Origin of the sequence: Pseudidiomarina halophila (genome assembly GCF_003987215.1) — a bacterium.
GTDB lineage: Bacteria > Pseudomonadota > Gammaproteobacteria > Enterobacterales > Alteromonadaceae > Pseudidiomarina > Pseudidiomarina halophila.
On the sequence record NZ_PIPW01000002.1, the window covers coordinates 83,860 to 103,424 of the forward strand.

Consider the following 19,565-nt stretch of genomic DNA (forward strand, 5'->3'; position numbering starts at 1 on the left):
TGCCCGCTGTAGCTAGTTATGCATATTGACGCTCTTACGCTTACGGACTTTCGCAATTTTAAAGAAGCAAAGTTGTCGCCGGAGCGTCAAATTAACCTAATCATTGGCGACAATGGTAGTGGTAAAACAAGCCTGCTTGAATCCATTTACTGTTTAGGCTCAGGCCGTTCATTTCGGCCTGGTACCCATAAACAAATCATTCGCCACGATACCTTCAGTTTTACGATCTTCGCCCGAGGCACGGATGAGCAGGGCGATAAACATACGTTGGGCTTTCAACGTGATCGTGAAGGCTTGGTGAAGATTCGTGTCGATGGCGACCTGGTTCGCAGGTTCGGCCAAATGGCGAAGTTGGTACCAGTGCAGTTGATGACGCCTGAGACAGTTGAACTGGTTTTGGGTGGACCGAAGTTACGACGTCAGTTTCTCGATTGGGGAGTGTTCCACGTGGAACATCGCTATATCGAGGCGATTACAGGATTCAACCACGTTCTTAAACAGCGTAACAGCCTGCTTAAGCAACGTCTCCAAAGCTCAGAGAGCGCCTACTGGGAGGCTAAGTTTGTAGAGCTTGGTGAACAGGTGGCGAAGGAACGAAAAGGTTACTGGAATGGTTTTGAGCCTGTTCTACAGGAACGACTCAAACATTTCTTACCGCAGTACCAATTTAAGATTCAATTAAAACAGGGTTGGGATGCAGAACTTACGCTTCGTGAGGCTATCGAGCGAAACAAATCCGCCGAAGAGCGTTACGGACATGCTATTGTAGGACCTCATAAAGCTGAACTGAAAATGACAGCAAACGGGGAAGATGTGAAGGCCATTCTTTCCCGGGGACAGTTAAAACTCTTTGTTGCTGCAATAAAAGTCGTGCAAGGCGAGTACCTCTTTGCGCAAACAGGAGTACAATGTATTTATTTAGTGGACGATATTACTGCGGAGCTTGATGCTGATAGCCAGCAAAAGTTCTGTGAGGCACTCATCGCCACCAAAGCACAGTTATTCGTTTCAGCGATCAATAAGGGCGAATTGCCTGATATAATTACAAGCGCTGATACCAAGATGTTCCACGTGGAACATGGGACCGTCAAGGAACTATAGAGAAACTCGTTATGGCAGAAAACAATTACGATTCGACCAGTATTAAAGTCCTAAAAGGACTAGATGCCGTTCGTAAACGCCCCGGCATGTACATCGGTGACACCGATGATGGCACGGGTTTGCACCACATGGTGTTTGAAGTCGTCGATAACTCGATTGATGAAGCTCTTGCAGGACATTGTAAGGACATCGTCGTCACTATCCATTCCGACGGCTCGGTCTCAGTTAAAGATGATGGCCGCGGTATTCCGGTCGATATGCACGAAGAAGAGGGCGTATCAGCTGCACAGGTCATCATGACCGTATTGCACGCCGGTGGTAAGTTTGATGACAACTCTTACAAGGTTTCTGGTGGTTTGCACGGTGTAGGTATCTCCGTGGTAAACGCTTTGTCGGATACTTTGCAATTGACGATTCGTCGCTCCGGCCATGTATATGAGCAATTTTACAAAATGGGCGACCCTGTTGAGCCGCTCAAGCAGATTGGTGATACGGATAAAACGGGTACTGAGCTGCGTTTCTGGCCAAGCCCGAAAGTGTTTGCTGATATTGAATTCCATTACGATATTCTTGCCAAACGTTTACGTGAACTGTCGTTTTTAAACTCAGGCGTCTCGATTATTCTGCGCGATGAGCGCACGGACCGTCAGGATCATTTCAAATACGAAGGTGGGATCTCTGCTTTCGTTAAGTATCTTAATGATAAGAAGACCCCTATTCATCAGAACGTTTTCCATTTCCTGCTAGCTCGTGAGGATGGAACTACTGTTGAAGTTTCGATGCAGTGGAATGACTCATTCCAAGAGAATATTTATTGCTATACCAATAATATTCCACAACGGGATGGCGGTACGCACCTTGCCGGTTTCCGCGCAGCTTTGACCCGTACGCTCAATTCGTACATGGATAAAGAAGGTCTTAATAAGAAGTTTAAGACCAATGCAACAGGTGACGATGCTCGCGAAGGTTTGACTGCTGTTGTATCGGTGAAAGTTCCCGATCCGAAGTTCTCTTCACAGACCAAAGAAAAGCTGGTTTCCTCTGAAGTTAAAACCGCAGTCGAACAGGCAATGAACGAAAAGTTCGGAGACTTTCTTCTAGAGCAGCCTAACGATGCGAAAATCATCGTTGGCAAAATTATTGATGCGGCGCGTGCGCGTGAAGCAGCGCGTAAAGCACGGGATATGACGCGGCGTAAGGGCGCGCTCGATTTAGCTGGCTTGCCAGGTAAGCTTGCCGACTGCCAGGAAAAAGACCCTGCGCTTTCAGAACTCTACATAGTGGAGGGTGACTCTGCAGGCGGTTCTGCAAAACAAGGGCGTAACCGGAAGTTCCAGGCCATCCTACCGTTAAAAGGTAAAATCCTTAACGTTGAGAAGGCGCGGTTTGATAAAATGCTGGCGTCTCAAGAGGTCGCCACCCTTATCACTGCGTTGGGTTGCGGCATCGGTCGCGATGAGTACAATCCTGACAAAACCCGGTATCACCGCATTATCATCATGACGGATGCTGACGTCGACGGCTCGCATATTCGTACCTTGCTGTTGACCTTTTTCTACCGTCAAATGCCGGAATTGATTGAACGTGGCTACATGTATATTGCTCAGCCGCCGCTCTATAAAGTTAAGAAGGGTAAGCAGGAAACCTACATTAAAGACGATCCAGGTTTGATTGCTTATCTGACAAGCTTGGCGTTAGAAAACGCATCTTTGCACGTTAATGCAGAAGCACCGGGAATATCTGGCGCGCACCTGGAAAGCTTGGTGAATGATTACCAACTGGCGCAAAACTCGATTAAAACTCGGTTGTCACGTCGGATGCCTGAAGCCTTTTTGCAACGTCTACTCTACGCACCACGTCTGAACGAAGACTTGATGAAAGACGAAGCTGCAATGCAAAATTGGGTTGAGACGTTGCAAAACGATCTGACAACGCGGGAAACGAACTCGGCGACCTACACCATGTCGATCCAGTTTGATGACGAGCGCAAACTTTATCTGCCGGTGATTACCTTACGCCGTCACGGTATCGACACCAGTTATCCGCTTAACTTTGAATTCCTGATGTCCCGTGACTACGACCAACTGGTGAGTATTGGCGAGAAGATTAATGGGCTCGTTGAAGCTGGCGGTTACGTTCGCCGCGGTGATAAAGAAAAACCCATCGATGATTTCGTTGAAGCGGTGGAGTGGTTGATTAGCGAATCAAAACGCGGAATTTACGTTCAACGTTACAAAGGTCTCGGTGAGATGAACCCTGATCAACTTTGGGAAACCACCATGGATCCAGAGACGCGTCGTATGCTGCGCGTCACCATTGAGGACGCGATTGCTGCGGATCAGTTGTTCACCACACTGATGGGTGATGATGTTGAACCGCGTCGTGACTTTATCGAAACCAACGCGTTGAAAGTGGCTAACCTGGACGTCTAGGCTGAATCACTTACGATGGCATTTGTTTTGCATTAAAAAAAGGAGCCGTTCGGCTCCTTTTTTTGTTTATTGATCAAGCGTTTATGTGTTAATTAAGAACTGATATATCAGCGATTTGCAGGAATAGCTCACGTAGACGCTGCAGAATGGCTTGTCGGTTTTCCCTTACTGCGGTGTCGTCCGCGTTCACCATCACGTTGTCAAAGAACTCATCAACGGGCTTCTGTAGCGCCGCTAGCGCCTTCAACGCACCGGTGTAGTTGTTGTGCTTGAGGGCATCGTTTGCACGCAGCTCAGCCTCTTCAAGCGCCTTAACGAGGGTGAACTCTTCGCTAGCCGATAACAGACCACTATCAATTTTGCTGGCTACCGGAGAGTCGAGCTTGGCGAGAATATTTGCGACACGTTTATTGGCAGCGGCCAATGCCTCTGCTTCGGGTAATTGCCGGAAACTTGCTACCGCACGGACCCGCTGATCAAAATCAACAGGCGCAGTCGGGCGACGAGCCAGAACGGCCTGAATGACGTCCACGCTGATGCCTTGTTCCTGATACCAGGGGCGGAAGCGACCTAACAAAAACTCGACGACATCCTCATCAACACTTGAGCTGGTCAGTACCTCGCCAAAACTCTCACGCGATAGCTTCACCAGATCGGTTAAGTCCAACGGTAAGTCTTTTTCTACGATAATACGCAGCAGGCCAATGGCCGCACGACGAAGCGCAAAGGGGTCACGATCACCCTTAGGAACCTGGCCGATGCCGAAGATACCCACCAGTGAATCAAGCTTATCGGCTAACGCGACCGCACAGCCTGGAATCGTCTGTGGCAATATATCACCGCTAAAGCGGGGCAGGTAATGCTCATAAATCGCCTCTGGCACGCCCTTAGGCTCATTATCATGGCGCGCATAGTGCATACCCATGACCCCCTGGGTTTCAGGGAATTCCAGCACCATCTGCGAGACCAGATCCGCTTTACTTAAATAGCCTGCACGCTGCGCGACAGCTTCATCGCTACCCAGCATATTGGCGATACCCGCAGCAACTTCGGCTATACGATCAGATTTATCTTTAATGCTACCAAGCTTTTTCTGGAACAACACATTGTCGAGCGCTGCAACACGATCAGCCAGAGGCATTTTCTTATCGGATTCATAGAAGAATTGCGCATCGGCAAGGCGCGGACGTACCACGCGTTCGTTACCTAAAACGATTTGCGCAGCGTCTTTGCTCTCGATGTTAGTTATGAAAACAAAGTGGGGCAGCAACTGACCCTGGTCATCTTCCAACGGGAAATACCGTTGGTCATCTTTCATGGTGACGATCAGTGGTTCTTTCGGCACATCCAGAAAGCTCTTGTCAAAGCTTGCGGTAAGGGCCACAGGCCACTCGACCAAAGCGGTAACTTCGTCGAGTAAATCGTCGTCCCTGCGAACCTTGCCCTTTGCTTGTTTGGCTTGGGAGGCGATGCCCTCTTCGATACGTGTGCGTCGCTTGGCAAAATCTGCCACCACCCAGGCTTTTTCCAACGTATCTTCGTACGCGTCGGCGTGCGTCAGTTGCGTGCCTTGTGGGCAATGGAAGCGGTGGCCAAGCAGGTGATTGTTAGAGGCAATGCCAAGAACTTCACCGGGGATCAGCTGGTCACCATGCATAAGCGTTACCGTATGTACCGGGCGAATAAAGTGGACGGTGCCGTTACCCCAGCGCATTGGCTTAGCAACTGGCAGCTGCTCAAGGGCGCGCTGCACAAAACCAGGCAACAGCTCGGCCAGGGGCTGACCCTTCACTTCTGCTTTATAGAGTAACCATTCACCTTTATCGGTGGTCAGACGCTCGGCTTGATCAACGGTAATGCCGTTTGAACGTGCCCAGCCTTCTGCGGCTTTGGTTGGTTTGCCATCGGCGTCGAATGCAACATCTACTGAAGGACCACGTTTTTCGACCACTTGATCGGCTTGTTGCGCCGCAACTTTTGCGATTTGAATGGCCAGCCGACGGGGCGTGGCAAAACAACGCACATCGCCGCAAGGCAGGCTGCTATCGGCGAGCTGCTGGGCAAGATTTTGCGCAAAGGCTTCGCTTAGATTTTTCAGCGACTTTGGCGGTAGCTCTTCGGTACCAATCTCAACTAAAAGGGTAGCTTCTTGCACGACTAAGCTCCTTGCTCTGCCAACGGGAAACCAAGCGCTTCACGCGCTGCGTAATAAGCTTCTGCACAACCTTTTGCCATGCTGCGAACGCGTAAAATATAGCGTTGGCGCTCGGTAACTGAGATGGCATGCCGGGCATCGAGGAGATTAAACGCATGCGAAGCGCGCATGACCTGTTCGTAGGCTGGCAATGGTAGGTTATGTTGAAGTAAGTGTTCACACTCACGCTCGCAGGCATCAAACCGGTCAAATAGCACATCGACGGCGGCGTGTTCGAAGTTGTAAGTTGATTGTTCAACTTCATTTTGATGAAACACGTCACGATAAAGAATTTTGCCGCGTGGACCGTCGGTCCAGACCAGGTCGTAAATGCTGTCGACGCCCTGGATATACATCGCAAGACGTTCGAGTCCGTAGGTGATTTCGCCGGCGACGGGGCGGCATTCGAGTCCGCCAACCTGCTGGAAGTAGGTAAACTGAGTTACTTCCATTCCGTTGAGCCAAACTTCCCAACCCAGACCCCAGGCACCAAGTGTTGGCGATTCCCAGTTGTCTTCGACAAAACGAATATCGTGTACCAGCGGGTCAAAACCGAGCAGCTCTAGTGAGCCCAGGTAGAGTTCCTGAATGTTCTTCGGTGAGGGCTTCAAAATCACCTGGAACTGGTAGTAGTGCTGCAGGCGATTTGGATTTTCGCCGTAGCGGCCGTCGGTCGGACGACGGCAAGGTTGCACATAAGCGAAGTTCGCAGGTTCAGGCCCAACGGCGCGTAAAAACGTCATTGGGTGAAAGGTACCGGCGCCCACTTCCATATCGAGGGGCTGCACTATGGCACACCCCTGTTGCGCCCAGTAATCTTGGAGCGCGAGGATGAGACCTTGAAAGGTTTTTACATCATAGCTGGCCATGCGTTGTACTCGTGCTGATTTTTAACCAAAAGTGGCGTAAATTATACCCTTTGTTGGCCAAGGGTTACAGGAGCGCAGTTAAAAATGCAGACATCTGTTACAAGATGCAGTTGGTGCGGCACGGATCCGGACTATGTGCATTACCATGATACGGTGTGGGGGCGACCTGTGGCGGACAGTCAGGAGCTATTTGCCAAGCTCTGTCTCGACGGTCAGCAAGCGGGGTTAAGCTGGATCACGATTTTGCGCAAGCAGAAGAATTATGAGGCTGCTTTTTGTAACTTCGATCCGGAAAAAATTGTTCGGCTGCCAGAGAGCTACAAAGCGGAATTAATGCAAAATGCGGGGATAGTGCGCAATCGTCTTAAAATTGAGTCGATTTTCAAGAATGCGCGAGCCTACCTGGAAATTCGCGATAGTGGGCAGTCATTTCAGCAGTTTTTGTGGCAGTTTAGCGATGGAACGCCGCGTATTTTCGCCCGACAGGGTGGTGACGTTCCCACCTCGGATGAAGTTTCTGATACTATGGCGAAGGCCCTTAAGAAAGCGGGCTTCAGCTTTGTAGGCACGACGATTTGTTACGCGTTCATGCAGGCGGTCGGTATGGTGAATGACCATGTGGTGGAGTGTCATTGCTATAATGATGTTTGTGATGAAATGCGTGGTTTTTCCTTAACAACATGAGATAACCATGGTCGACATAACTTTAGCCGATTATCAAAATCCTAAGCACCGTCAAGCGGTTGTAGCTATGCTGGACGATTATGCGCGTGATCCGATGGGCGGCGGTGAGCCCTTGCCGGATGAAACCAAAGAGAACCTGGTCGAGGAAATGGCGAAACGGGAGTATGTGTTCTCGTTGCTGGCATTTGTCGACGATGAGCCGGTGGGTCTGGCGAACTGTGTGGAAGGTTTCTCAACTTTTGCGGCGAAACCGGTGATGAATATCCATGATATTGCGGTCATTAAGGATTTTCGCGGGCAGGGTATTGCCAAACGGTTGCTGCAAGAGGTAGAAACTCTGGCGCAATTCCGCGGCTGCGTGAAACTGACGCTCGAAGTGCTGGAAGGCAACGAGCCAGCCAAGCTGGCGTACGACAAATTCGGCTTCAAGCCCTACCAACTCGACGAAGCCACCGGCAAAGCCGAATTCTGGCAGAAGTACATTTAGCTCGGCTTCGGCTTATGGCTGGGTCGATGCTTCGTTGCCAAGGGACGCCGTGAACCCATCCGTGGGGGCTTGGGCGCCGCATCCCTGCGGCGCACACCCTTGACAACGAAGCACCGACCCATCCGCGCCTTCGCTCGCCGCATCCATGCGGCCGACACCCTTGGAAATAGCCTGCCACCCTCGCACGCGGCCTCCGCCACCACCTGTTTTGTCTTTGTGTTTTAACGAATAACGAACAGCGAAGCGTACGAAGAACGAAGAACGCTCTTGCCTTTAAATCCCTTTCCGAATCACATATCGATAGGGTGCTGAAGCGGTTTCAGCAACGACCAGCTGATGATCCATAAAGCGGCAAAAGCTTGGGATGTCGCGGGTGGTGGCGGGGTCGTCGGCGATGACTTCGAGTAAGTCACCATTTTCCAGTTTACGGATGGTGGCGCGGATCAGCATCACTGGCTCGGGGCAGCGTAGCCCAAGGGTGTCGAGGGTTTGTGTTATTGCTTGTGTCACGCGCGTTCCTTTTAGCTGGCCACTACGGGTAGCTGGCCACTACTGATCAATAAAAAAGCCGTAGCAGTTGGCTGCTACGGCTTTTTATTTTACGGTAAAACCGTCTGTGGCAAAAGCTCAGCTTAGCGCATGCGCTCGTAGACGGTGGCGATGCCCTGGCCAAGCCCGATACACATGGTGGCGACGCCAAAGGTTGCGTCCTTTTCTTCCATGAGGTTGATCAGGGTGGTGGAGATGCGCGCGCCGGAGCAGCCTAAGGGGTGTCCGAGGGCGATTGCACCGCCGTTCAGGTTGACCTTCTCGTCCATTTTATCGAGCAGGCCGAGGCCTTTGAGTACCGGCAGGGACTGCGCTGCGAAGGCTTCGTTAAGCTCGAACAGGTCGATATCGTCGATGCTTAGGCCAGCGCGTTGCAGGGCTTTCTTGGTTGCTGGTACGGGGCCGAATCCCATGATCGATGGGTCACAGCCAGCTACGGCCATGGCACGGATTTTTACCCGTGGGGTCAGGCCGAGTGCTTTGGCTTTTTCGGCTGACATGATCAAGGTAGCGGCTGCGCCGTCTGATAAAGCTGATGAGGTGCCAGCGGTGACGGTGCCGTTCGCCGGGTCAAATACCGGGCGTAACTGTTGCAGGCCCTCGAGATTAGTTTCCGGGCGAATGGTCTCATCCTCGCGGATAAGGCGTAACACGCCGTCGGCGTCGTGGCCTTGCAATGGCAGGATCTCTTTGGCAAAACGGCCTTCAACGGTAGCGGCATGCGCGCGTTGATGTGAGCGTACGCCGAAGGCATCTTGTGCTGCGCGGTCGATGTCGAACTTGCGCGCCAGCAATTCGGCGGTCATGCCCATTGAGCCTGATGCCCGTGCCACGGATTTGTTCATGCCTGGATGGAAGTCAATGCCATGGGTCATGGGTACGTGGCCCATGTGCTCGACGCCGCCGGCGATAAAGATTTCGCCGTCACCGGCCATAATGGCACGGGTGGCGTCGTGAATGGCTTGCATGGAGGAGCCACACAGGCGGTTTACGGTGACGCCGGCAACATGATGCGGGATACCGGCAATAAGTGCGGAGTTGCGTGCGATATTGAAGCCCTGTTCGAGGGTTTGCTGCACACAGCCCCAATAGATGTCTTCGAGTTCGTTCACGTCAACCTGTGGGTTGCGTTCCAGCAGGCCTTTCATCAGGTGTGCCGAAAGATCTTCGGCACGGACGTTGCGAAATACACCGTTTTTTGAGCGCCCCATAGGGGTGCGAATACAGTCGACTATTACTACGTCTTTCATAATTTCCTCCGTTAGCCTGCAAAGTACGATTTATTGGCTTTCGCCATTTCGCGCAGGCCATCGGTGACTTGATACATCTCACCCAGATGCGCGTATTTATCGGCCAGTTCGACGAACTTAGCTAAGCCCACGGTTTCCAGATAACGGAAGGGTCCGCCACGGAAAGGTGGGAATCCTAAGCCGTAGAGTAGGGCAATGTCGCACTCAGCGGCTGAGTTGACGATACCTTCTTCAAGGCAGCGTACGCATTCGTTGACCATGGGTACCATGGTGCGCGCGATGATTTCATCGGCACTGAATTCTTTGCCACCATCTTTGTCGATGCCCAGCATGTCATAAACCTCAGGGGCTTTTTCTTTGCTGGGGCGGCCTTTCTTGTCAACGCCATAGTTGTAGAAACCTTTGCCGTTCTTCTGGCCATAGCGTCCGGCTGCGGCAAGTATGGCGATGGCGCTATCGGTGTCACGTGGCATACGCGACGGGAAGCCTTCGGCCATAACTTCGGTGCAGTGGTCTGCGGTATCTATGCCGACCACGTCAGACAGGTAGGCAGGACCCATAGGCCAGCCGAACTGACGTTCCATGACTTTATCGATAGCGGCGAAATCTGCGCCTTCATCGACCATACCGGCAAAGCCTGCGAGGTACGGGAACAATACGCGGTTAACCAGAAAGCCCGGGCAGTCATTGACGACTATCGCGGTTTTACCCATGCGTGATGCATAAGCGACAACTGCAGCAACGGTCTCATCGGATGTTTTCTCGCCGCGGATAACTTCTACCAACGGCATTTTGTGTACCGGGTTGAAGAAGTGCATGCCGCAGAAGCGTGACGGATCTTTCAGATTCTTCGCCAGGCGGTCAATGGAGATGGTTGAGGTGTTCGACACGATAATTGCGTCGTCAGCAACCACGGTTTCCATTTGTGCCAGGACTTTGCCTTTCACATCTGGGTTCTCCACGACGGCCTCGACTACGATATCTACGCCGCGAACTGCGTCATCGAGTAAGGTCGGGGTGATTGACGACAATACTTTAGCCATTTTTTTATGGTCGAGTTTGCCGCGTTCGAGTTGCTTACTGAGAATTTTGCTGGCTTCGTCCATGCCTTGATCAAGCGCTTCCTGACGGATGTCTTTCATGACCACAGGCACGCCTTTGTAGGCGGACTGGTAGGCGATGCCGCCACCCATAATGCCAGCGCCTAATACTGCAGCCGTTTTGATTTCTTTAGTGGCTTGTTTGGCGGCTTTTTTGGCTTTGCTTTTAACCAGTTGGTCGGCCATAAAAATGCCGACTTGCGCATGACAGGCGTCGGTTTGCGTGAGGCCAACGAAAGCTTCGTTTTCGGCGTTTAAGGCTTCTTCACGATGCGAACGGGCGCCGTCTTCGATGGCTTTGATTGCTGCATGTGGAGCCGGATAGTGTTTACCGGCTTTAGCTGCCACCATACCTTTGGCGGTGACAAAGGTCATGGTCAGCTCGGTATCATTTGCTTGCAACGGATCCAGTTTCGGCTGGCGTTTGGCTTGCCAGTCCAGATCGCCGTCAATGGCCTGCTTAACGATAGCTAGTGCCGCATCGCGGAGCTTTTCTGGTGCTACAACTGCATCGACCAGGCCGATTTTCTGCGCATCTGCAGCGGAGTTATTTTTACCAGTGGTAATCCACTCCAACGCATTGTCTGGGCCAATAATACGCGGTAACCGCATGGTGCCGCCAAAGCCTGGGATAAGGCCCAGTTTAACTTCCGGCAGACCAATGGTGGCGGTGGTATCGGCAACCCGGTAGTCACATGCCAGTGTCGCTTCACAGCCGCCGCCCAGGGCAAACCCTGTTATGGCTGCGGCGGTAGGTACTGGCAGGTCTTCAAGCTGGTCGAAAACCCGTGAGGCTTTGTGTACCCATGTCTTGGTTTGTTCCAGATCGGCGAAGAGAGTTTGGAATTCAGTGATATCTGCGCCTACAATGAAGGTAGGCTTACTGCTGGTGACGATGACGCCACGCAGGTCTTTGGTTTCGGCGAGTTGCGCTAAAGCCTGACTGAATTCTTCCAAGGTTTTCTGGTCAAATTTGTTGACGGAGCCAGCGGCTGCAAATTGCAGTTCGGCAATACCGTCTGAAACAAATTCGACCCGAATGCTATCACCCTGATAAATCATATATGGTCTCCTGATTTTCAGATTGCGCTCGGTTAGCGTATGATTCGTAATCACACTATGTCGTGATACAAGTAGTGACAAAGAGTTTGGCCCGATTAGGCCAATTTTTCAATGATTTTTTAAACGAGCGTTTGAAATTATGTGGTTAATTCGAACTACAGCATGTGCGCTTCTGTTTACAGCGGTTTTTTCTACAGCGCTATTCCCGAGCGACACTCAAGCTGAGCCAAAAATTCACGATCCCTTGTTAAATGGGGGCGAACAGCGCGAATTACAACGCCAGCTGTTTGTGAAAGCCGAGTACGCAGCGAAACGCGGTCGATTAAACGAATACAATCAGCTCCTCGATGAATTGCGCGGCTACCCGTTACTGCCTTATCTGGAGCTGGAGCGGCTGCTGCAAGTCGGCTACGTCGCCAACGAAGAACGGGTGCTGGAGTTTTTCGAGGTATTGGATAATACCCCCCTCGACTGGCAATTGCGTTACCCCTGGCTTGATTATCTGGCCCGAAACAACGAACAACAGCGCTTTCTGCGCGACTTCATTTATCCTGGACGACTGGAGCACCGTTGTTATTTCTGGCGCTTTAGTTTGCAGCAGGGAACTCAGCCTGAAGCTGCGGTGATGCGGGCAGTCGACCAATTATGGCTAACCGGGGAGTCGCTGCCGAAAGCCTGTGACCCATTGCTGGCGACCTGGGCGAAAGCAGGGCATCGTACGGAAGATAAAGTCTGGCAGCGGGCGAAGCTGGCAGCTGAAGATGGTAAACATACATTATTGCCATACCTGGCCAGTCTGGTAACGGCTCCGACTAACGCACTGATTGATAGTTATCATCAGGTACGCCGCAATCCGGCCAATCTGGTACGTGAGATCGATGATTTAGCGAAGCTACGTGGCGCAGCGGCAGAGCGCGCGGCAAGTATTGTGACTTATGGGTTAGGGCGGCTTATCTGGCGTGATCCGGATGTTGCTATCCGAACTCTGGGTGAATTGCCTGATGCCATTCCGTTGACTGCGAGTCAGCGCACTGAATTGGAACAAAAGTTTGCCGTTGCATTAAGTGCCAAAGACCATCCTGCAGCAGAGGAGTGGCTGGCACAGTTGCAAGCAAATGAACACACTGCAGCCACCTTACAGTGGCAGCTCGCTGAGTGGGTCCGGGAAGGCAACTGGCAAGCATTAATTGATAACCCCGCAGCTAAAATTGGGATAAACAGCGAACAGGATCAGTGGTTTTACTGGCGTGGCCGAGCCTATGAAGAGCTGGGGCGGCACGAGCAGGCAGAACGTGATTTTCAACATATCGCCGGGCAGCGTAGCTATTACGGTTTTCTGGCAGCAAGCAAGTTGCAGCTGCCGTTGCAGCTGGCGCGAGAACGCATCAATTACAGCGATGATGAAATGACAGCGATTCGTTCACTTGATGCAGTACAACGGGCCTATGAGTTTTTACAGCTGGAGCGCTACATCGAGGCGCGTCGCGAGTGGTATCAGTTGCTACAGGGGGCGGAGCCCCGGCAACAGGAACTGTTGGCGGTGCTTGCATCGCAGTGGGGATGGCACGATCAGGCGATCTACACTTTGGGCCAACTTGGAGAATTTGGCGCTATCGAGCAACGTTTCCCGTTAGCCTATGCGGATGAACATCGTACCCATTCTGAAACGGCAGGAATAGCGCCGGACTGGGCCTTTGCTGTCTCGCGTCGCGAAAGTGCATTCCGGTTTGATGCGTTTTCCCATGCTGGTGCACATGGATTGATGCAATTACTGCCCAGTACAGCGCGCTACATCGGACGGCGTGATTATGCGCGGCATGATCTGCAAACGGCGGGCGTCAATATTCGTCTGGGCACGCGTTATTTAGCTGACTTAAAACGCCGTCTTGGTGATAACTGGGTGGTAGCTACAGCGGCCTACAACGGTGGCATTTATCGTGTTATCGATTGGATTCCACAACAGCCGATGGCGATTGACCGCTGGGTTGAGACCATTCCCTACCGGGAAACGCGCGATTACGTAAAAAATGTACTCGCCTACCAGCAGATCTATTTGATGCTGGAGAACCCTGGACAGCCGGTGAATCGTTTTAGGGAACTGACGGATATGAAAATAAGTAAGTCCTTGCTGGGGCTATAAGTATTATGACTGAGTATTGGATACCGGCTGCGACCTGTATTGATGAACTTGAAATTAAACACAGTCGCTTCATAACTTCTGTGCAACAGGTCACCTCGGCCGCTGAACATCAGGCACATATTCGTGCTTGCCAGCAGCAGTGGACGGGGGCGAACCATTACTGCAATGCGGCGATTACGAGTGCGCCGGACGACAGTCAAAGTTATGTCATGAGCGACGATGGCGAGCCCAGCGGCACTGCCGGCCGGCCGATGTTGAATGTGCTGCTTAACAGCGGTATTGGGGAAGTATCTGTGGTGGTGGTGCGTTACTTCGGTGGCGTAAAGCTAGGTACCGGAGGATTACAGCGAGCCTACACCCAAGCGACGCTGAATGCACTCGAGTGCACCCCTAAACACGCAAAAATAGTTCGCAAATCTGCCTGTTTACACTACGATTATGCCGATCAAAAAGTTGTCACGCATTGTTTGGCACAGTACGATGCCATTACAGAACAACAAGAGTTTGCCGCAGCTATTGAGCAGCATATTGCGCTGCCTGAAGAGGATTTCGAAGCCTTGGCGGCGGCATTAAAAAATGCGACACAAGGGCGTGTCACACTAAAACGTCAAACTGGGGATAATTCGTGCGCCTAAGAAGTATTCTTCGTGTACTGGGGCTATTGATCTGCCTGTTCAGCGTCACGCTGCTGCCACCCGCAGCTGTTGCCTTAATCTATGGGGACGGTGGCGGTTCTGCATTTACCCTGGCTTTTGCCATAAGTTTGATTATTGGTTTTTTGGTTTGGTACCCGAACCGCACCCAAAGTACTGAGCTTAAAATCCGTGACGGTTTCCTACTCACTGTGCTGTTCTGGACTGTACTGGGTATGGTCGGCGTCATGCCGTTATGGTTCGCACAAGAGCTTCCTTTATCCTTTACCGATGCTGTCTTTGAGTCTTTTTCCGGACTGACGACAACTGGGGCAACGGTAATCCAGGGCCTGGAAACCCTGCCGCATAGTATCTTATTTTATCGCCAGCAACTGCAGTGGCTCGGTGGCATGGGTATTATCGTATTGGCGGTGGCAATATTACCGATGCTCGGTATCGGCGGCATGCAGCTGTATCGCACCGAGATCCCGGGACCGCAAAAAGACGCCAAAATGACACCGCGTATTGCCGATACCGCAAAGCATCTTTGGTATATTTACGTCGCCCTCACGGCGGCTTGTGCAGTGGCGTATCGTTTGGCAGGTATGGGATGGTTTGATGCCATTAGTCATTCCTTCTCGACCATAGCGGTGGGGGGATTCAGTACCTATGATGCCAGCATGGGTCATTTTGACAGCAGCACCATCAACACCATTTGCGTGGTGTTCCTGCTGCTCTCAGCCATTAACTTCGCAATCCATTACACGGCCATCACGGGTCGAACATTGATGAGCTATTTACGTGATCCTGAGGTCAGAGCCTTTTTAGGTATTCAGGCGACGCTGGTTTTCGTGGTTTTTGCTGCGGTACTCGTTCACGACCAGTTTAGTGATACCGGAACAGCCTTCAATCAGGCGATGTTCCAGGCGGTTTCGATCAGTACCACCGCGGGCTTCGCGACCACCGACTTCGCGTCATGGCCGTTGTTTTTGCCCATCCTGCTTATTTTCGCCAGTTTTATCGGGGGCTGTGCCAGTTCAACAGCAGGCGGTCTGAAAGTTGTACGGGTGGTGTTGTTATTCCGTCAGGGGGTGCGTGAGCTTAATCGTTTGGTTCATCCCGCCGGCGTCTACACGGTTAAACTCGGGAACAGGATTTTGCCACAACGTGTGGTTGAAGCGGTTTGGGGCTTCTTCGCGGCATATGCGCTGGTATTCGTGGTGGTCATGTTAGGTTTGCTGGCCACCGGGCTTGACGATATTACCGCGTTTTCAGCGACCGCGGCCTGTCTGAATAATCTTGGTCCGGGCCTGGGTGATGTCGCGGCGAATTATGCGACGATTCCCGACGCCGCGAAATGGTTGCTGGTGGTGGCTATGCTCTTCGGCCGGCTTGAAGTGTTCACCATCCTGGTGTTGCTGACCCCCACATTCTGGCGCTCTTAGAAGAACAGGGCGCTTGGCTGGAACAGGCGTTCCACTTCCCGCACGTACTTTTTGTCCACTAAGAACAGAATGACATGGTCATCAGCATGCAGCACAGTATCGTCGTGGGCAATCATAACCTGGTTGCCGCGGACAATAGCGCCAATGGTGGTTCCGGGTGGTAACTTAATCTCACTAATCGATTTACCGATGACTTTTGAGGTTTTTTCATCACCGTGGGCAATAGCTTCGATGGCTTCGGCAGCGCCCTTACGCAACGAGTAAGCATTTACAATGTCACCCTTACGAATTAGTGATAACAGTGCTGATACAGTGGCGCGCTGAGGTGAGATCGCAATATCAATCACATCATCCTGAACCAAATCGACGTAGGCCTGACGTTGAATCAGCACCATGGTTTTTTTCGCACCCATCTTCTTAGCCAGCATGGCAGACATAATGTTGGCTTCGTCGTCGTTGGTGACTGCAATAAACACATCGACGTCTTCGATATGCTCGTCGCTTAGTAAGCGACTTTCCGAAGCGTCACCTTCGAGAATGGTGGTATGGCGTAATTTTTCGTTAAGCATCTCGCCGCGGCTGAGGTTTCGTTCAATCAGTTTTACATGGTGATTTTCTTCCAGCAGCCCGGCCAGACCAGCGCCAATGTTGCCTCCGCCCGCGATCATTATGCGTCGGTACTGATGCTCCAGCTTCTGCATTTCTTCCATAACCATACGCACGTAACGTGTATCGGTAATGAAAAAGACTTCATCTCCGGCTTCGATAATGGTGGTACCCATAGGTCGAATCGCCCGACCTTGACGGAAAATAGCTGCTACCCGAGTTTCGACATTGGGCATGTGTTCTTTTAGCGACGAAATCGCGTGACCTACCAGCTTACCCCCATAATAGGCCCGAACGGCAACCAGGCTCGCGCGGCCGCCGGCAAATTCCATTACCTGCAGTGCGCCAGGGTAATCGACCAGACGTTTAATGTATTGAGTAACTTGTTGTTCTGGCGAGATCGTGTGATCCACGGGCACGTCATCTTTGTGGAACAGCTGGTCTTTGAAATCGATGTATTCTTCTGAACGAATCCGGGCAATGCGCTTTGGTGTGCGGAACAATGTGTAAGCGATCTGGCATGCCATCATATTGGTTTCATCGCTTGGCGTAACAGCGATAAGCATGTCGGCATCTTCACAGCCGGCGTTGCGCAGCACCCGGGGGTGAGCACCGTGGCCATGAACCGTGCGGATATCGTACCGATCGGAAAGTTCGGCTAAACGGCCCGGGTCGGTATCGACAACTGTAATATCGTTATCTTCACCGACTAAGTTCTCCGCCAGCGTACCACCGACTTGTCCACCGCCAAGAATCACTATTTTCATTGTTGCTTTTCCACAATTGCGTAAAAGAAGCCATCACCGTCCTGCTCACCGGGAAGCCGTTGCCAGCAGCTTGCACCGTCGGGTGCTGTAGGCATGGAGTGAGCGTCCTGATGACGCTGACAGAATGCCTCTATTTGCTTCTGGTTCTCTTCCGGAAGTATCGAGCATGTTGCATAAACTAACCTACCACCAGCACGTAACAATGGCCAGAGGGCATCCAGCAGAGCCGCCTGAGTTTTGACCAGCGCCGGGATATCATTTGCCCGGCGCAGCCATTTAATATCTGGGTGACGACGGATGACACCGGTGGCGGAGCAGGGGGCATCAAGCAAAATACGATCATAAAGTGTACCGTCCCACCATTGTTGCGGTTGGCTTGCGTCGCCGCAAAGAATTTTCGCATTAAGCTGCAGCCGGGTAAGATTTTCTTCGACTCGTGCCAGTCGTTGCGCATCTATATCAAGAGCATGGACTTCAGCTGTGGGTATTTGCTCAAGGATATGCGCAGTTTTTCCACCCGGAGCCGCACAACAGTCGAGCACGCGTTGCCCGGGCTCAGTCGTTAACAATGAAGCTGCATACTGGGCGGAACAGTCCTGCACCGAAAACCACCCCTCTGAGAAGCCCGGGAGTTGACGAACGTCAACGGCTTTTTGCAGTTTCAGTGCGCTGGGTAATCCGGCAACAGCGTCTGCCAGCAAGAGCTCATCATCGTAACTAGTTAGTGCCTCACGAAACTTAGCGACGCTGACTTGCTGTGTATTGACCCGCAACCATAGCGGCGCCTGCAAATTATTGGCATTAAATATTGCCTCTGCCTGCTCCGGGTAGGCGGCTTTGATTGCGTCAGCAAGCCAGCGCGGATGGCTGTGTTGTAACTCGGAATTTGCATTCAGGTCGGCTAGCACGGCTTCACGCTGACGCTGTAAATTGCGCAATACAGCGTTGACCAGACCCTTCTGGCGACGCTTTTTAAGTAATTCTGTGGCCTCTACTGTAGCAGAAACAGCCGCGTGGTCGGAGGTTCCCATAAGCAATAGTTGGTAAGCGCCCACTAACAGTAGATGATGAAGTATCGCAAGGTCTTTTTTCAATGGTTTGGCAAGAAACTTAGTCAGTGCAGCATTCAGTAAGGGCAAGTTGCGCAATACACCAAAGCACAATGACTGCACCATTGCGCGGTCCCGCGGCTCAAGTTTGGTTGTGTAATCGGGAAGTGCCTGTGACAACGACCGGCCCTGCTCAAGCACCTGTTCAAGCACTTGTGCCGCAGCAGCTCTGGACTCCGCACCTTTACTCATTTGCGGCTCCTGGCAGCTGCCCGCCTACCGGAAACCAGTCCGCGCGCGCATTCAGGAAGTCTCCTGCGGGCATCGCTTTTTTGCCCTGGGGTTGTAATTCGGTAATGCATAGCGCTTGCTCAACGGTTTGGATCAGGATGCCTTCTTTGTCCGCCGAGAGTACAGTGCCAGGTTCACAACTGGCGTCGCCTTCAACAACCTCAGCGCGCCAGATCTTTACCGTACCGCCACAACTTTCCAGCCACGCCATTGGCCACGGATTAAACGCCCGTACCCAACGCTCCAACACCGCAGCGGGCTGTTGCCAGTCGAGCTCGGCTTCTTCTTTGCTTAACTTCTGTGCGTAGGAAACCTTGGCTTCATCCTGGGTCTGAGCTTGTTTTAGGTAGGCAGGCAGGTCGCTGAGCGTTTCCAGTAACGCAGCGGGGCCAAGCTCGGCGAGCTTGGCGTAAAGTGATGAAGAGGTGTCGTCACTGTTAATAGCAACCTCTTTGCTTAATAAGACTGGACCTGTATCTAAGCCTGCTTCCATTTGCATAATGGCAACGCCAGAATGGCTGTCACCCGCCCAGATAGCCCGTTGAATCGGAGCCGCGCCGCGCCAGCGTGGCAGCAATGAACCGTGCACATTGATACAGCCCAGTTTAGGTATGGTTAGCACGGCGGCCGGTAGAATTAATCCGTAAGCCACTACTACCATAACATCGGCGTGATAGCTTGCCAGCTGTGCCTGGGCATCGGGGCCTTTCAGCGATTCCGGCTGCTCGACGGGTAAATTATGCGTCAGTGCCAACTGTTTAACGGCACTGGCCTGAAGTTTCTTGCCGCGGCCCGCCGGGCGATCCGGTTGCGTATAAACGGCAACGACTTCGTGTTCATCACAGTTAAGCAGTGCAGCTAAATGGCCTGCGGCAAAATCTGGAGTGCCTGCAAAAACAATGCGCAT

Annotated in this window: 15 protein-coding genes; 7 read left to right on the forward strand and 8 right to left on the reverse strand. The window is 52.1% G+C overall.

Going from position 1 to position 19,565, the window contains the following annotated elements:
• Positions 1-18 precede the first annotated feature (18 nt).
• Positions 19-1,101 (forward strand): DNA replication/repair protein RecF, encoded by a 1,083-nt coding sequence (gene recF, locus CWI69_RS06445; protein ID WP_126763049.1) that lies wholly within the window; start codon positions 19-21, stop codon positions 1,099-1,101.
• Between the two features lie 11 nt (positions 1,102-1,112).
• A complete protein-coding gene (gene gyrB, locus CWI69_RS06450) occupies positions 1,113-3,533 on the forward strand; it encodes a DNA topoisomerase (ATP-hydrolyzing) subunit B (RefSeq protein WP_126763051.1) in 2,421 nt (806 codons plus the stop codon).
• Between the two features lie 88 nt (positions 3,534-3,621).
• On the opposite strand, the gene glyS is transcribed toward gyrB, so the two are convergent.
• Positions 3,622-5,688, reverse strand: coding sequence for a glycine--tRNA ligase subunit beta (gene glyS, locus CWI69_RS06455; protein ID WP_126763053.1), 2,067 nt, complete (start codon positions 5,686-5,688; stop codon positions 3,622-3,624).
• A gap of 2 nt (positions 5,689-5,690) precedes the next feature.
• Positions 5,691-6,596, reverse strand: coding sequence for a glycine--tRNA ligase subunit alpha (gene glyQ, locus CWI69_RS06460; protein WP_126763055.1), 906 nt, complete (start codon positions 6,594-6,596; stop codon positions 5,691-5,693).
• Positions 6,597-6,680: 84 nt separating this feature from the next.
• Between glyQ and CWI69_RS06465 the strand changes: the two genes are divergently transcribed.
• On the forward strand, positions 6,681-7,280 hold the full coding sequence (locus tag CWI69_RS06465) for a DNA-3-methyladenine glycosylase I (protein ID WP_126763056.1): 600 nt from the start codon (positions 6,681-6,683) through the stop codon (positions 7,278-7,280).
• Positions 7,281-7,287: 7 nt separating this feature from the next.
• Positions 7,288-7,767, forward strand: a complete 480-nt coding sequence (locus tag CWI69_RS06470) for a GNAT family N-acetyltransferase (protein WP_126763058.1) — start codon at positions 7,288-7,290, stop codon at positions 7,765-7,767.
• 273 nt (positions 7,768-8,040) lie between these two features.
• On the opposite strand, the gene tusA is transcribed toward CWI69_RS06470, so the two are convergent.
• The 3 genes from tusA to fadB form a co-directional block, all read right to left on the reverse strand.
• The gene (tusA, locus tag CWI69_RS06475; RefSeq protein WP_126763060.1) at positions 8,041-8,277 is read right to left on the reverse strand and encodes a sulfurtransferase TusA; all 237 of its coding nucleotides are present in this window, start codon (positions 8,275-8,277) and stop codon (positions 8,041-8,043) included.
• A 122-nt stretch (positions 8,278-8,399) separates the two neighbouring features.
• On the reverse strand, positions 8,400-9,566 hold the full coding sequence (gene fadA, locus CWI69_RS06480; RefSeq protein WP_126763062.1) for an acetyl-CoA C-acyltransferase FadA: 1,167 nt from the start codon (positions 9,564-9,566) through the stop codon (positions 8,400-8,402).
• A gap of 11 nt (positions 9,567-9,577) precedes the next feature.
• Positions 9,578-11,728, reverse strand: a complete 2,151-nt coding sequence (gene fadB, locus CWI69_RS06485; RefSeq protein ID WP_126763064.1) for a fatty acid oxidation complex subunit alpha FadB — start codon at positions 11,726-11,728, stop codon at positions 9,578-9,580.
• A gap of 139 nt (positions 11,729-11,867) precedes the next feature.
• Between fadB and CWI69_RS06490 the strand changes: the two genes are divergently transcribed.
• Genes CWI69_RS06490 through CWI69_RS06500 form a run of 3 tightly spaced genes read left to right on the forward strand, consistent with a single transcriptional unit; the run spans position 11,868 to position 15,945 of the window.
• Positions 11,868-13,868, forward strand: a complete 2,001-nt coding sequence (locus CWI69_RS06490; protein WP_126763065.1) for a transglycosylase SLT domain-containing protein — start codon at positions 11,868-11,870, stop codon at positions 13,866-13,868.
• A gap of 5 nt (positions 13,869-13,873) precedes the next feature.
• On the forward strand, positions 13,874-14,503 hold the full coding sequence (locus CWI69_RS06495; protein ID WP_126763067.1) for a YigZ family protein: 630 nt from the start codon (positions 13,874-13,876) through the stop codon (positions 14,501-14,503).
• Positions 14,494-15,945, forward strand: a complete 1,452-nt coding sequence (locus CWI69_RS06500; protein WP_126763068.1) for a TrkH family potassium uptake protein — start codon at positions 14,494-14,496, stop codon at positions 15,943-15,945. The genes CWI69_RS06495 and CWI69_RS06500 overlap by 10 nt, the downstream gene beginning before the upstream one ends.
• On the opposite strand, the gene trkA is transcribed toward CWI69_RS06500, so the two are convergent.
• From trkA to fmt, 3 genes are read right to left on the reverse strand one after another with little or no spacing between them, the layout of a single operon-like run.
• A complete protein-coding gene (gene trkA / locus CWI69_RS06505; RefSeq protein ID WP_126763070.1) occupies positions 15,942-17,318 on the reverse strand; it encodes a Trk system potassium transporter TrkA in 1,377 nt (458 codons plus the stop codon). The genes CWI69_RS06500 and trkA overlap by 4 nt on opposite strands.
• Positions 17,315-18,619 carry a 16S rRNA (cytosine(967)-C(5))-methyltransferase RsmB gene (gene rsmB / locus CWI69_RS06510; protein ID WP_126763072.1) on the reverse strand — a complete coding sequence of 435 codons (1,305 nt, stop codon included), beginning with the start codon at positions 18,617-18,619 and terminating at the stop codon, positions 17,315-17,317. Before rsmB ends, trkA begins: the two co-directional genes overlap by 4 nt.
• On the reverse strand, positions 18,612-19,565 hold the full coding sequence (fmt, locus tag CWI69_RS06515) for a methionyl-tRNA formyltransferase (protein WP_126763074.1): 954 nt from the start codon (positions 19,563-19,565) through the stop codon (positions 18,612-18,614). The genes rsmB and fmt overlap by 8 nt, the downstream gene beginning before the upstream one ends.

Excerpts from the sequence above, each read along its gene's own strand:
- glyQ (WP_126763055.1), bottom strand. The coding sequence starts at position 6,596 with ATGGCCAGCTATGATGTAAAAACCTTTCAAGGTCTCATCCTCGCGCTC.
- fmt (WP_126763074.1), bottom strand. The coding sequence starts at position 19,565 with ATGCGCATTGTTTTTGCAGGCACTCCAGATTTTGCCGCAGGCCATTTA.
- CWI69_RS06465 (WP_126763056.1), top strand. The coding sequence starts at position 6,681 with ATGCAGACATCTGTTACAAGATGCAGTTGGTGCGGCACGGATCCGGAC.
- recF (WP_126763049.1), top strand. The coding sequence starts at position 19 with ATGCATATTGACGCTCTTACGCTTACGGACTTTCGCAATTTTAAAGAA.
- trkA (WP_126763070.1), bottom strand. The coding sequence starts at position 17,318 with ATGAAAATAGTGATTCTTGGCGGTGGACAAGTCGGTGGTACGCTGGCG.
- gyrB (WP_126763051.1), top strand. The coding sequence starts at position 1,113 with ATGGCAGAAAACAATTACGATTCGACCAGTATTAAAGTCCTAAAAGGA.
- rsmB (WP_126763072.1), bottom strand. The coding sequence starts at position 18,619 with ATGAGTAAAGGTGCGGAGTCCAGAGCTGCTGCGGCACAAGTGCTTGAA.
- CWI69_RS06495 (WP_126763067.1), top strand. The coding sequence starts at position 13,874 with ATGACTGAGTATTGGATACCGGCTGCGACCTGTATTGATGAACTTGAA.
- CWI69_RS06470 (WP_126763058.1), top strand. The coding sequence starts at position 7,288 with ATGGTCGACATAACTTTAGCCGATTATCAAAATCCTAAGCACCGTCAA.
- fadA (WP_126763062.1), bottom strand. The coding sequence starts at position 9,566 with ATGAAAGACGTAGTAATAGTCGACTGTATTCGCACCCCTATGGGGCGC.
- fadB (WP_126763064.1), bottom strand. The coding sequence starts at position 11,728 with ATGATTTATCAGGGTGATAGCATTCGGGTCGAATTTGTTTCAGACGGT.
- CWI69_RS06490 (WP_126763065.1), top strand. The coding sequence starts at position 11,868 with ATGTGGTTAATTCGAACTACAGCATGTGCGCTTCTGTTTACAGCGGTT.